The 13,647-nt window shown below is 39.5% G+C and carries 15 protein-coding genes; 6 read left to right on the top strand and 9 right to left on the bottom strand.

The features are described from left to right. The first annotated feature begins 231 nt into the window (after positions 1-231). The 5 genes from moaA to OK18_RS16365 all read left to right on the top strand — a co-directional run bounded on the left by moaA (position 232) and on the right by OK18_RS16365 (position 4,642). The gene (moaA, locus tag OK18_RS16385; protein WP_053328705.1) at positions 232-1,221 is read left to right on the top strand and encodes a GTP 3',8-cyclase MoaA; all 990 of its coding nucleotides are present in this window, start codon (positions 232-234) and stop codon (positions 1,219-1,221) included. Next, the gene (locus OK18_RS16380) at positions 1,152-2,426 is read left to right on the top strand and encodes a molybdopterin molybdotransferase MoeA (protein WP_228377633.1); all 1,275 of its coding nucleotides are present in this window, start codon (positions 1,152-1,154) and stop codon (positions 2,424-2,426) included. The genes moaA and OK18_RS16380 overlap by 70 nt, the downstream gene beginning before the upstream one ends. Before the next feature lie 38 nt (positions 2,427-2,464). Continuing rightward, entirely contained in the window at positions 2,465-2,941 is a 477-nt protein-coding gene (gene moaC, locus OK18_RS16375) for a cyclic pyranopterin monophosphate synthase MoaC (protein WP_053328702.1), read from the top strand. Beyond that, positions 2,922-3,527 carry an NTP transferase domain-containing protein gene (locus OK18_RS16370; protein ID WP_053328701.1) on the top strand — a complete coding sequence of 202 codons (606 nt, stop codon included), beginning with the start codon at positions 2,922-2,924 and terminating at the stop codon, positions 3,525-3,527. The genes moaC and OK18_RS16370 overlap by 20 nt, the downstream gene beginning before the upstream one ends. A gap of 74 nt (positions 3,528-3,601) precedes the next feature. Continuing rightward, a complete protein-coding gene (locus OK18_RS16365; protein WP_053328700.1) occupies positions 3,602-4,642 on the top strand; it encodes a HesA/MoeB/ThiF family protein in 1,041 nt (346 codons plus the stop codon). Between the two features lie 22 nt (positions 4,643-4,664). Here OK18_RS16365 and OK18_RS16360 read toward each other — a convergent pair whose 3' ends face one another. From OK18_RS16360 to OK18_RS16325, 8 genes are read right to left on the bottom strand one after another with little or no spacing between them, the layout of a single operon-like run. Further along, positions 4,665-5,582 carry a bestrophin family protein gene (locus tag OK18_RS16360; protein ID WP_053328699.1) on the bottom strand — a complete coding sequence of 306 codons (918 nt, stop codon included), beginning with the start codon at positions 5,580-5,582 and terminating at the stop codon, positions 4,665-4,667. 28 nt (positions 5,583-5,610) lie between these two features. Next, positions 5,611-6,096: a molybdopterin-dependent oxidoreductase gene (locus tag OK18_RS16355; protein ID WP_053328698.1), complete on the bottom strand. Its 486-nt coding sequence runs from the start codon at positions 6,094-6,096 to the stop codon at positions 5,611-5,613. A 28-nt stretch (positions 6,097-6,124) separates the two neighbouring features. Beyond that, positions 6,125-8,521 (bottom strand): FdhF/YdeP family oxidoreductase, encoded by a 2,397-nt coding sequence (locus OK18_RS16350; protein ID WP_053328697.1) that lies wholly within the window; start codon positions 8,519-8,521, stop codon positions 6,125-6,127. A gap of 23 nt (positions 8,522-8,544) precedes the next feature. After that, on the bottom strand, positions 8,545-8,898 hold the full coding sequence (locus OK18_RS16345; protein WP_053328696.1) for a DUF7009 family protein: 354 nt from the start codon (positions 8,896-8,898) through the stop codon (positions 8,545-8,547). Between the two features lie 48 nt (positions 8,899-8,946). Further along, positions 8,947-9,816: a formate dehydrogenase accessory sulfurtransferase FdhD gene (gene fdhD, locus OK18_RS16340; protein ID WP_050021192.1), complete on the bottom strand. Its 870-nt coding sequence runs from the start codon at positions 9,814-9,816 to the stop codon at positions 8,947-8,949. A 45-nt stretch (positions 9,817-9,861) separates the two neighbouring features. Next, on the bottom strand, positions 9,862-10,278 hold the full coding sequence (locus OK18_RS16335; protein ID WP_053328695.1) for a molybdenum cofactor biosynthesis protein MoaE: 417 nt from the start codon (positions 10,276-10,278) through the stop codon (positions 9,862-9,864). Between the two features lie 35 nt (positions 10,279-10,313). Beyond that, positions 10,314-10,556 carry a molybdopterin converting factor subunit 1 gene (moaD, locus tag OK18_RS16330; protein ID WP_053328694.1) on the bottom strand — a complete coding sequence of 81 codons (243 nt, stop codon included), beginning with the start codon at positions 10,554-10,556 and terminating at the stop codon, positions 10,314-10,316. 13 nt (positions 10,557-10,569) lie between these two features. After that, a complete protein-coding gene (locus tag OK18_RS16325; protein ID WP_228377632.1) occupies positions 10,570-11,361 on the bottom strand; it encodes a sulfite exporter TauE/SafE family protein in 792 nt (263 codons plus the stop codon). A 167-nt stretch (positions 11,362-11,528) separates the two neighbouring features. Here OK18_RS16325 and OK18_RS16320 point away from each other — a divergent pair, with 167 nt between their 5' ends. Further along, positions 11,529-12,455 (top strand): Dyp-type peroxidase, encoded by a 927-nt coding sequence (locus OK18_RS16320; RefSeq protein WP_053329404.1) that lies wholly within the window; start codon positions 11,529-11,531, stop codon positions 12,453-12,455. Between the two features lie 145 nt (positions 12,456-12,600). On the opposite strand, the gene OK18_RS16315 is transcribed toward OK18_RS16320, so the two are convergent. Then, the gene (locus OK18_RS16315) at positions 12,601-13,296 is read right to left on the bottom strand and encodes a hypothetical protein (RefSeq protein ID WP_053328692.1); all 696 of its coding nucleotides are present in this window, start codon (positions 13,294-13,296) and stop codon (positions 12,601-12,603) included. Between the last annotated feature and the right edge of the window lie 351 nt (positions 13,297-13,647).

Below are 13,647 nucleotides of genomic sequence, written 5' to 3'. Positions count from 1 at the left end.
CCTCTTCCCGATTCTGAAATATCAGGAATTGTGACAGAATTATCATCTTTTCACACAATTGGATCCGTTATTTTATATTTTAAGGCTTATATAAATTCTATCTAATCTCTTTTATTCCTGACTTTTAAGGTGTATAGCTCAGTTTTTAAGACTTATTTTTCATTATTGGGTTTTTTGGCGTTTCGGGAAAACAATAAGTATATTTGTATAAGGTTCTTTTTTCTTATTACCATGTTGACAGACAAATTCGGAAGGCAAATTAATTATCTCAGGCTGGCTATTGTAGACCGCTGTAATCTCCGCTGTATGTATTGTATGCCGGAAGAGGGTCTTACATGGATTAAACAGAATGAGTTGATGACCGATGAGGAAATGGTGCGCCTATGCTCTGTTTTCACATCACTGGGCATTGATAAAATAAGAATAACGGGAGGTGAACCTTTTGTAAGGAAAAACAGCATTGAACTTATTGAAAAAATATCACAACTGGAAGGGCTTACCGATATCAGTCTAACAACAAACGGCCTCCTTACGGAACCATATATTCCGCAGCTTAAAAAATGCGGAATACGATCTGTCAACCTTAGCCTTGATACACTAGATGAAGAAAGGTTCTTTACAATAACCCGCAGGAAAGGCTTTGATAAAGTAATGAAAACACTGGACTCTTTACTAAGGCATGGTATCAGGGTTAAAATCAATGCGGTAGTGATGGAAAAACAGAATATTGAAGATATTATCCCATTGGTATTGCTGACTCGGGAACTTCCTGTAGATGTCCGTTTTATAGAAGAAATGCCTTTTAATGGAAACAAGGATATGGAAACTTCTCTAAGCTGGAATCATCAGAAAATTTACACCTATATCATAGAACATTTTCCTGATCTTATAAAAACGGAAGATCCTAAAAGTTCCACATCATATCATTATAAAGTTCCGGGGTTTACAGGTGAAGTTGGAATTATTGCGGCCTACACCCGTTCATTCTGTGGAGACTGTAACAGGATCAGAATTACTCCTACCGGGCTGCTCAGAAACTGTTTATACGAGGGAGGAGGTATTAATCTGAAAGATGAACTGCGATTGGGGAAAACCGATGAAGAACTTAAGAATATTATTATCAGCAGCATACAACAAAAACCCAGGGACGGATGGGAAGCGGAAAAACAAACGATGAACGCTTCTCAAATTCATCAGTCTATGGCGACAATAGGAGGATAACTATGGAAATGATTACCGTACAACAGGCAGAAGATATTGTACTTTCCCAGGTTCAGGATTTTGGAAAGGAAAATATTTCCTATGACCGTGCATCAGGAAGGGTACTTGCAGAAGATATTCTTGCAGACAGAGACCTTCCTCCTTTTGACAGACCCACTGTAGATGGCATTGCCATCCACTATGATTCTTATGAAAAAGGAAACCGCTCTTTTATTGTACACGCAATACAATCTGCAGGAGAGCCTTCAATATCAATCCAATCAAAAGATGAATGTATAGAAATAATGACGGGTGCAGCACTGGATCCTTCGGTAGATACAGTGATCAGATATGAAGACATTTCCATTATTGAGGGTGTGGCTTATCTTAATGTTGATATTAAAAAGGGGCAGAATGTCCATTGGAAAGCAAAAGATAAGAAGAGGGGCGAAACTCTTGTCAGGTCCGGTCAGTTGATTACTCCTTCCATTATCGGAATTGCTGCTTCTGCCGGGAAGACGGTTTTATCCGTAAAAAGGCTTCCGAAAGTAGTTATTATTACAACAGGAGATGAGATGGTGTTCCCGGAATCTGATCCCAGCCCTTTTCAGCTGAGACGCTCCAACGGAATCACCATGCAGTCTGTTTTAGAAAAATATAAGATTAAAGCAGATATGATCCATCTTAATGATGATTATGAACAAATTAAAAGAGAACTTTCCCGCTGTCTGGATGAATATGATGTGTTACTCATGAGCGGTGGCGTTTCAATGGGGAAATTTGATTATTTACCTGAAATTTGCGATGAATTGGGAGTACAAAAACTCTTTCACAAAATCAAACAGAGACCCGGAAAACCCTTCTGGTTTGGTAAAAATAAAAATCGGAAGCTTGTTTTCGCATTCCCGGGCAATCCGGTTTCTGTATTTATGTGCCTTCACCGGTATTTTATTCCCTGGCTGGAAAAATCGCTGAATATTTCCGGAAGCTCTCCACAATTTGCCATTTTACAAGACGATATTGATTTTCCTGTTCCGCTTCAATATTTTGCACAGGTAAAGCTTAATGTGAATGAATCGGGACAGCTAACTGCTGAACCTGTCAGTACAAATGGTTCCGGAGACTTTTCCAACCTTGCCATCACCCATGCTTTTATGGAGCTTCCTTTGGAACAAAGTACCTTCAGAAAAGGCGAAGTGTACAAAATATGGAAGTATAATTTTTGAAAAGCTTTAATTGTACACTATAGATTTAAAAGAAAAATATGTCAGACTTTACCCATCTTAATAAAAGCGGACAACCTGCCATTGTAGATGTAGGCAATAAAACTGTGACCAACAGAAAGGCAGTAGCCCGGGCAATTATTGCATTACCTGAAAATGTCCTAAAGGCTTTACAGCAAGACGATTTCAAAACCAAAAAAGGATCTGTTTTCCAGATTGCAATTATTGCCGGAATTATGGGCGCTAAAAAAACGAGTGAACTGATCCCTCTTTGCCACCCCATCGGACTTGATAACTGCAATCTACAAATAGAGCTGAATGATAACAACGAAATTGTGATCGAATGTACAGCAAGTATTGAGGCCAAGACCGGCGTGGAAATGGAGGCCCTTACCGGAGTCTCAGTAGCAGCATTAACCATTTATGACATGTGTAAGGCATTGAGCCATGACATCGTGATCAAAGAAATTACCCTAATAGAAAAATCCGGCGGAAAAAATGATTTCAAAAGAACATAATATCGTCCCTCCTGTAAAAGGGCTTGTTTTAGCCGGGGGAAAAAGTACAAGAATGGGACAGGCTAAGGACCTGCTTACCTGGCATGGAAAAGAGCAGCGCTATTTCGCAGCAGACTTACTGGCTCCGTTTTGTGATGAGGTATTTATTTCATGCAGGCAAGATCAACTTGAAAATTTCGATCCGGATTACCAGCCGCTTACAGATACTTTCCTGAATATGGGGCCTTTTGGCGGAATTCTTTCTGCACTTCGTGCCCATCGGGATACCGCATGGCTGGTGGTAGCCTGTGACCTGCCTTTGTTAGATCAAAAATCATTAGAATTGCTGGTAAAATCCCGGGATCCGGAGAAAGTTGCCACTACCTATCAAAGTCCTTTTGACGGATTACCGGAACCACTAATTACCATCTGGGAACCTAAAAGCTACCCTCTCCTGTTAAATTTTCTGGGGATGGGAAATACCTGCCCAAGAAAGGTATTAATAAACAGTGATACTCATATTCTGCAACCTATCAATCCGGAAGCATTGATGAATGTGAATACTCCTGAAGAAGCAGAGAAAGCGCATGAAATCTTAAAAAAATAATACCTGAAAAATATTTATACCGTACAATTGAAGTTTCCTGAAATATGCATGTGTCACGGCTAAAATAAAAAGTTATGAATAATTCATTTGATCGCTATCAATGTCAGATTGCCTTACCGGGATTTGGTATATCATCCCAGGAGTTGATTAGTAATGCCAAAGTCCTGATCGTAGGAATGGGTGGTCTAGGCTGTCCGGCCGCTCAATACCTTACGTCTTGTGGTGTGGGAACTATAGGTATTGCGGATAATGATATTGTATCTGTAAGTAATTTACACCGCCAGATATTGTATACTCAGGATGATATAGGATTGCCTAAGGTGGATGTAGCTGCAAAGAGACTGCAATTGCAGAATCCTTCCGTTTCTGTTATCTCTTACCGGCTGAGGGTTTCTTCTTCCAATATTATGGAACTGATCTCAGCCTATGATCTGGTGATTGAAGGAACCGATAATTTTGAAACAAAATGCCTTCTCAGCGACGCCTGTGTACTGGCCGGAAAACCTTTGGTATATGGAGCTATCTACCAACACGAAGGACAGGTAAGCATCTGGAACGTATTGCAAAAAGACGGCACCTATTCCCCTCATTACCGTGATGTTTTTCCTGAGGCCGAGCAATCGCAGGTTCCTAATTGCAGAGAAGCCGGGGTAATTCCTACCCTGGCAGGAATAGTAGGCTGTATGCAGGCCAACGAAGCAATAAAGTACTTAACCCGGTCAGAAGATATATTAGCAGGAAAATTATGGATGATCAATCTGTTAAGTGGCAAAACACAAATTATTAAACTCAGAAACAAAACTACTGAAATCACCAGTTTACCGCAATCGGTTCCCTGCATTACCTTCGAAGATTTGATGGAGCATCAGACCCGTTTTGAGGTTATCGATGTTCGTACCGGAAATGAACACCGGGAATTTAATATCGGAGGGGAGAATATTCTTTTGGATGAATTACAGGATCATTTTCAGCGGCTTTCCCATATTTCCCTGCCTATTGTTTTCTATTGCCAATCAGGGAAACGAAGTGCTGAAGCTGTTCAGCTTATTCAGAAGAATTTTCCTGAAAAGGAAGTGTTTTCCCTACAAGGCGGTTTAAACAAGATCCGAAAATAAAAACGAAATTATGTTGGAGCTGTCAGTCAATAATATTCTGATTAATTTTTTGTGAAACTGCAATATGTTCTCCTGCAATTTCACGGATGGTTTCATCAATCATTATACACATACTGTTAAGAGCAAGATCATTAGCCTCTGTTCCGAACGGCTCCTCAATTTCATCTGCAATTGCTTCAAAGGCTACAAATGTATAGGCTACAAAAACAACAATAAGCGGTGTAAACCACGCTAATGAATCTACCAGGCCAAAGGGTAACAAAAAACAGTAAATATAAACGGTGCGATGCAATAAAACCCTGTAGCTATAAGGAATCGGAGTAGAAACAATACGCTCACAGCCTCCTACAATATCTGAAAGTTTATCAAAGTTTTCATCCAACCGTGCCTGCTGAATAGAGTCTATAATTCCTTCATCTTTCCTCTTTTGTACCCACTCCGCCATTAGCCTCATGATAACGGCAGGTTTATATTTTGATTCCATCACTATTGCCAATTGATCTTCTTTAAGATTATGCTGCAGATCATCGTAAGGATCTGTTCCTCTGAGCTGATGTTTCAATGCAAAGATAAAGGCACTTAACAGCTCTACAAAGTCATGAACAGCAAGATTATTTTCATTCTGCTTTTTTAATGTAAGGGCCTGGCGTGTCAATGATCGTGCTGTATTCAGTAAGGCTCCCCACAGCTTACGTCCTTCCCAGAACCTTTCATAGCTTGCATTATTCCGGAATCCGAGGAACAGGGCAAGCACAAAACCGAATAGTGTTAATGGTGCAGGATTAAGAGGAATTTTAAATGAAAAAATGATCCCGTGAAAGTAAACCACTACCAGGGACAAAATAAAAAGTATAAAAAGACGGGGCAATAATCCCGGTAAAACGGAACCATGCCAGACAAAAAGCATTTTAAACCAATGTTCTTTTTTCCTGATAATCATACAGTATCTGTAAAGCCTTTGTTTAGAATTAATTTTTAATATGTCCTACACTCAACGATGCCAGCTGGTAGGAACTTCTTGCAGGCTTTTTTTCTCCCTCAGCAATGAGCCTGAGTGGGCCTTTTGATTCCGGTAACGGGTTTCCGTCCATCTTATAGGCAATAATGACATTTTTATCTGCAATGGAAGCATCCAGTTCGGCCAATGAAAATAATACCTGGTACCCGTCTGTACATTTTGCAAGCACATATTTTGCAAGGTTTTCACCATGCAGCTCCTTTCCTGAAGGAACTCCAGCCTTTGCCAGTATATCCTGTAACGAAACCCCTGTATATGTATGAGTTTTTCCTTCTTTATCCCGTAATGAGGCTTCTTTCTCCGGCATTTTTGATAAATCGGATACTGTAAGTTCTAAAGGTTGAGATACCTCTCCGCCCACTTTGAGTTTAAATCCTGACTGGCACCACATCCATCCTGAAACCAACAGGAATGCCACAGGTAACATTTTCTTCATATTATTATCTATATCGGATTATCAAGTGTTATGGTCTTTGAACCGCTCCCCGGTAGAGCATTTCATCTACTTTTTTATACACTTCAGGGTCGTGTTTCTTTATTTTGATTTTTACGTATTTAGAGGCCGGCATATTGCTTTCTTTCACAACATTGTTCACGGATACCAATACATTTGTCTCCGGGAAATAGGTTACGGTACTTTTTTCAGGGATCTGATAGGAAACAATAATAAACAAAGGCGCTACTCTTTCAATACCGTCATCGTAATTATAAAGGTCTACCCTGTCTCCAGCCTTAAAGCCTGCTTTATCAATATCATTCTGGTTCATAAATATAACGCGGCGTTCATTTTTAATTCCCCGATACCGGTCATCCAGTCCGTAAATAGTTGTATTAAACTGGTCGTGGGTACGTGTGGTAGCCATCATATATTCATCGGGGGCGAGAGTATTATGCGGTATTTCCGTTAATGTAAACGGGGCCCGCCCTCCCAGGTTTTTTGCAAAGCTTTGTTCATCCCTTGCCGCATTGGGAAGGTAGAATCCTCCTTTTTTCCTTGCCCGGATATTGTAATCTTCAAATCCCGGAATGCATTGTTCAATATCATCTCTCACTGCATCATAGCTGTCATGATACCGTTGCCAGTTTACTACAGATCTTTCTCCCAATGTTGCCATAGCCATACGGCATACAATCTGGGTTTCATTGATCAGATTGTCTGAAACGGCGTCCAGCATGCCTCTTGAGCTCTGAACAACTCCCATTGAGTTTTCAGTGGTGATAATCTGTAATTCTCCATTGACGATATCTTTATCACTTCGTCCGTAGGTAGGGAGGATTAATGCCTCTTTGCCATGGACGAGGTGTCCTCTGTTCAGCTTGGTGGATACACAAATCAACAGGTTTAGCTTTCTCATAGCATTGGCGGTATATGTGGTATCGGGAGTTGCTGAGATAAAATTTCCTCCCATACAAAACATTACTTTTATTTTTTCTTCATGGATTGCTTTTATGGCCCGTACTACATCATATCCATGTTTACGGGGCATCTTAAATCCATAGAATTTTTCCAGACGGTCGAGCTGTTCATCAGTAGGTTTTTCGTCGATCAACATTGTTCTGTTTCCCTGTACATTACTGTGTCCCCGTACAGGGCAGACTCCTGCTCCCGGAATACCGATGCTTCCTTTCAGTAAAAGAATATTAAGGATTTCCCGGATCATATCTACTCCGTTAGGCTGCTGGGTAAGCCCCATTCCCCAACTGATAATAATCCGTTTTTTGAACGCCAGTATTTCTGCAGCTTTTACCAGATCTTCCCTGGAGACTCCTGAAAGGGCTGCCAGTTCATCTAATTGGTAATGATCGAATTGCTTCAGGAAGTCTTCATACCCTACTGTTTTTTCCTTGATAAAACCTTCATCGAAGACTTTACCCGGATTATTTTTTTCAAATTCTATGAGTAATAGTTCAAGGGCTTTCAACAATGCCATATCACCATTAATCTTTACAGGCAGGTAAAGGTCTGCAAGCTGCACGCCTCCTCTAAGGACAGCTTTTACACTCTGCGGATTAATAAATCCCATCAAACCGGCTTCCGGTAATGGATTGATGGCAATAATCTTGGCGCCGTTCTTTTTTCCTTTGGCTAAAGCGCTCATCATCCTTGGAGCATTGGTCCCTGGATTTTGTCCAATGATCACGATCACTTCAGCTTCATGAAAGTCTTCAAGAGTTACGGTACCTTTTCCTATTCCTATAGTAGGTCGTAATGCAGATCCGGAAGTTTCGTGGCACATATTGGAACAGTCAGGCATATTGTTCGTTCCAAATTCTTTTGCAAACAGCTGATACACAAATGAAGCTTCATTACTTGTTCGTCCTGAAGTATAGAAAGCGGCTTCATCCGGTGATTCAAGGGCATTTAAATGCTCTGCAATCTTTTTAAAAGCATTCTCCCAGCTGATCGGTTCGTAATGGGTAGCTCCGGGTGCCAGATACATGGGATCGGTTAACCTTCCCATCTTGCCTATCTGATAATCATCCAGTTTGGCAAGGTCGTATACCGAATTTTGTTTAAAAAACTCAGGTGTTACTCTTTTGGTTGTTGCTTCTTCAGCAAGTGCCTTTGCGCCATTCTCACAATATTCTCCAAGCACGGAGCGTTCATCATCGGGATCAGGCCATGCGCAGCTCGGGCAGTCAAAGCCATCCATCTGATTCATTTTGAATAGTGCCCTCATCCCCCTGACCGGAGTTTTTTCTTCAAACAGATCACTAAAAGCGGCCATTACAGCCGGTACTCCTGCTGCAGCTTTTTCCACATGGGTCAGCTTTAGGTCAAGTAAAGTAAAGGGATTTTCAGCGTTAGGTTCCCTTCTGATTGCTTCTTCTATTTCTTTCTTTTTGTTATAGTCTTCCATGCCCTTGGATTTTTATTGTGTGATTAACATGTAAGGTTCGGATTCGGATAGTTGTCACTCTGATCTTCTTCCATGGTATTATCAATACATACGAAGTCTTTTTCTACCAGAAGTTTTACTGATCCGGTTTGCCCGTCGAATCCTACCGTATCTGTAGATACCAATGCATTAACCATAGTCTCAGGTATCTTCATTACGATTTTGTTTTCAATAAATGCAGCGGATAATGCTTCATCCTGTGTCTTTTCAATCGTATAGATAAACGGTCTGTCTACAAACTGAGTAAAGCTGGAGACCATGCCTTTTTCACCTAATTCCGAAACTTCAGACTGTGTTAAACGGAACCTGACTGAATTATCTTTTATTCTAATTTTCATCTCTTTATTTTTTTACAGACACACGGTTCATTCGTGGTTCATAAGGTTTTATTTTATAATTTCGTGGCAGTTACTTTTATGATATATATTCACCCGGTTATCCCGAAGAAAACCCAGTAAGGTTATATCAAATTCTTTTGCCAGGTCAATAGCAAGGCTGGATGGAGCCCCAATAGCTGCTACAAAAGAGATTCCTGCCATAGCTGCCTTCTGAATAAGTTCAAAGCTCGCTCTTCCGCTCAATACTAAAATTTTATCCTGAAGAGGAAGCTGCCCGGTCATCAGGCTATGTCCGATAAGCTTATCCAATGCATTGTGTCTTCCGACATCTTCCCTCAAGGCCAATAAATTACCATGTATATCAAAAATTCCTGATGCATGGATTCCTCCTGTAGCACTGAAATTATTTTGAAAAGACTGCAGCTTTCCTGATAGCTGGTATAAAGTATCCAACGTTACTGCACACGGCTGTTTTTGAAGATCCTGAAAAGAGCTGACAGTCCTTATGGACTCAATAGAACCTTTTCCACACACCCCGCAGCTGGACGTTGTATAAAAATTGCGATCGGCCTTCATCAGCTGGGGAATAAAATCCTCTGTAAGATGTACGACCATTATATTTTCACGGTTTCTGGAACATTCTGCCTCCGGATGTTCTGCTTTTTGAATCTGATGATAGCCGGAAATTATTCCTTCAGTAAACAGAAAGCCTATTGCCAGTTCAGTATCATTACCCGGTGTCCTCATGGTTACAGATATGTTTTTACTTTCTTTTTGTTCCTTACAGCCATAAGAAATCCGTATTTCGAGGGGCTCTTCTATTGAAATATCATCCGTACAGGCATAACTGTCATGATCTTTCGCCCTGATAATATCTATCCGGCGTACAGATGTAGTTTCTGATGTGTTGGTTTTCATATCTGAGAACTGGTATAGTAAATATACAAAAATTACTTCTTCAAATTAAGGATGTGCAGAAACCCATTCTTCGCCATCTTCAAAAATTTCTTTTTTCCAGATCGGAACTTTTTCTTTTATCGTATCAATTACATAATGGCATGCATCAAAAACAGCATCCCTGTGCCCTGCATTCACTACAATAATAACCGCAGCATCGCCAGGAAATAAAATACCAATACGATGATGAACAACAATATTACGCACAGAAAACAGTGAAATAGCCTGCTGTATTATTTTCCGGATCTCTTTTACCGCCATTGGCCGGTAGCATTCATATTCCAACCGGGTAACCGGCTTATTTCCGGTTATATTACGGACTGTCCCTATAAATGTTGCCACTCCTCCACTTTCCAGGTCCCGGGCGGCAGCAAGGCAATCTGTGATATTCAAGATATCTTCCGTTATTTTTATATCAATCATTTTCTATTTTTTACTAAGAGATGTAAACCATTCTGTTACCCACCACTTACGGGAGGAATTATAGCTATTTCGTCCGTTTCTGTGATCATCCGATCTTCTTCCGCATATTCTTCATTCACTGCTATAAAATAAGATCTAAGCTTTTTGAGTTCCGGGAATTCTTCTTCCAGGATACTTTTTAATTGTTGTACGGTTATAGCATCTTTTATTGTTATTTCTTGTTGTGATGTGCCGAAGATGTCCTTCGTTATTCCAAACGCTAATATTTTAAGTTTCATTTCTTTAACGGGTCTACCAATATTTAATTAAAACATTAATTCCTGCCACCAGAACCAGGACAGCAGTCATTCTCTTGATAATCACAGGATTCCATTTCAGGGACATTCTGGAGCCAATCTGCCCGCCGATGAAAACAGCCAGACATAAGCTTAAAATCCTGAAATAGTCTATATCTACAGACAACTTTGATAATTGCCCTGCAATTCCGGATATTGAATTGACGAGAATAAAAACACTGGAAGTTGCTGCAACCTTCCGTGCTGTATCCCACTTCAGCAAATTGAGCAAAGGAGAAAGAAAAATTCCCCCTCCGATTCCTACCAGTCCTGATAAAAATCCAATTCCTCCCCCTAAAAAAATGTTTCTAAAAAGAGATGAAGGACCAGAATCCTTTACGGAATAATCTTCATTTGCTGTTTCTGTTTTTATCCATAGCAACAGAGCTGCTATCACCAGGGTAATTCCCAGAACCAGGAAAAAAGTTTCCTGGCTTATTTTCAATACCGCTCCCAAATAAGCCATTGGCACACTTACAAGGGTAATAGGAATGACTTTCTTCCAGTCTATCTGTTTATTTTTAATATAAATATAAACTCCTCCTATCACTACAATTATATTACAGATAAGTGCCGTAAGGCGTATTTCCTGATAGGGAAGATTATACATAGCCAGTACGGCAAGGTAACTGGAACCTCCTCCAAAACCTACCGATGAATAAACAAAAGCTATTATTAAAAAGAAGAAAAAGATCTCCCAATGCATGCTGTCTCTATTGAAGATTAATTTTATACAATAATACTTCATTTTACCAGATTTTTGATAAGATATATGTAAAAGTAATTAATATGATTTGTGAAAAAAATGTCTTAAATTGTTTATCTGAAGAATAAGACAATGCAGAGGTATGATCATTTACTAAATTTGACTCACCGGAAATAATCAACATGGCAACAAACAATACTGAAAAAAACATGAATTCTCAAAATGTTACGGATTATCCGAACAATAATACTTACTTCCTGGTCTGGAATTTCAGACAAAATGCAGCTCTCGATACGATTAAATCTGTTTTTCAGAGGATCTGTGCATTAGTTACTAATCTGAATAACTCTGCCCTTGACCGGTTTCCCGATTCCAAAGCGAGCTGTGTATTGGGTATAGGTTATGAGGCATGGTTACAGCTTGAGCTTCCTACTCCACTTCCTAAGGAACTTAAACGATTTGAGGAAATAAAAGGTAGTAAACATACTGCGGTAAGCACACGGGGCGACCTGCATTTCCATATCCGTGCAGATGTGAAAAGCCTTGCTTATGATATGGCATCTGCTATTTCCGGATTCATGAAAGAAGTTGCAGATTGTATTGTTGAAGTTCAGGGCTTCCGGTATTGGGATAGCCGGTCTATTCTGGGGTTTGTAGACGGAACGGAAAACCCACACGGCAAAGACCGTGATTATTTTGCCATTATCGGAGATTCTGATCCTCAATACCAGGGTGGAAGTTATCTTTTTGTTCAAAAATATATTCATAACCTGGACGCCTGGAAAGCATTGCCTGTTGAGGAACAGGAAAAAGTAATCGGCAGATCCAAGGAGCAGGATATAGAAATGAGTGATGATGTAAAACCCTCCAATTCCCATATTGCTCTGGCCAATGTAGGGGATGACTTTAAGGTCGTAAGGGACAATATGCCTTTCGGAAGTGTTTCTTCTAATGAAATGGGAACTTATTTTATTTGTTATGCAAGCACTTTCAGTACGGTAGAAAAGATGCTGACCAATATGTTTATCGGAAGCCCACCGGGAAATTATGACCGCATCCTCGATTTCAGTACGGCCCGGACAGGAACCTTATTCTTTGTTCCTTCTGCAGATATGCTGGATGCTTTTTCATCATAACAGGTGTAACTTAAATGATAAAATACTTATTCATCTTCGAACAGATCTAGACTCTATGGGTTAGCTGATTGAAAAAACAGTATTTTAAATAAAAAACAGCCTTCAGATGCTGAAGGCTGTTTTTTATGATTCAGATTTTACGGTTCTATCCGGTATAATAAAAAACCAATATCAATATCAGGAATGCCACCGTTATACTAATAGCTTTTATGATAAAATCCTTACGGCGGATTTCCGGATCAAAACGTAGTGACTTCTCGTCCAGGTAAAAATCCCTGTATACTCTGGGGTCAATATTCAACTCAGGACGGAACAGTCGTACTCCTTTAAGAAAATGTCCCATTAAAGCATATTTATTTTTAAGAGGAATGCTATTAAAATTAACAAATCTCTTTCTGATTTTCTGATCTTTACCTTTAATGAAAACACATAGATTCATTTTAAAAGAACTGAACTTTCCGACACCGGAAGACACCGACAGTATATCCTGCTTATATCCTTCCGCATCAAATGCCAGATCTTCATATTTAATTTCAAAAATGGTAGTATCCTCTCTGTTAAGAAAAGAAATTCCCTTGTCATTGACGAGGATATTACAGATTCGCTGATCTTTCAACCCGACGGTTTCATAGATTAAAAAGCCGGTTAATGATCCTGTAATGATAAAAAGAAAAAAGAATATAATAATGGAAGAAACAGGTCCGGTAATCATCGCAGTGATCAAACCAACCAGCAGACCCACTCCTGCACCGGTCAGTATAATAATAATTATCCACCGCAGCAGGGGGAATAATCTGTCACCATATATTTCGGACTTCATTTCAGGAAAAGTCTCATTCATATTTTGAGCTATTATAACATTTTCAGGAAATACCGCTTCTAATTTATTATTAAAAATTCATATTGCATACATTCATTGCTTAAAATCCCTGTTTCATTTCTCATTTCCTCAGTTCATCACTTTCTTATTGATGAGATCAGCGGTTACAATAGTTTTGTTTCATCCGAAAACAAAAAGTATACTTTATGTTTATGAACAGAAAAATGTTTTTTTCAAAGCGTTTGCAACGGTAATCCTATACAATGAGGCGGAGGTATCTTCAACTGTAAGCCTATTTTTTATATAAATCTTATTCTGAATGCATTAAACTCCATATTTTATTCATACGGTATAAAATTTGTATTTAAAAAC

This window comes from Chryseobacterium gallinarum, assembly GCF_001021975.1.
In the GTDB taxonomy this organism is placed as follows: Bacteria; Bacteroidota; Bacteroidia; order Flavobacteriales; family Weeksellaceae; genus Chryseobacterium; species Chryseobacterium gallinarum.
This window is presented reverse-complemented; position numbering and strand designations above follow the sequence as displayed.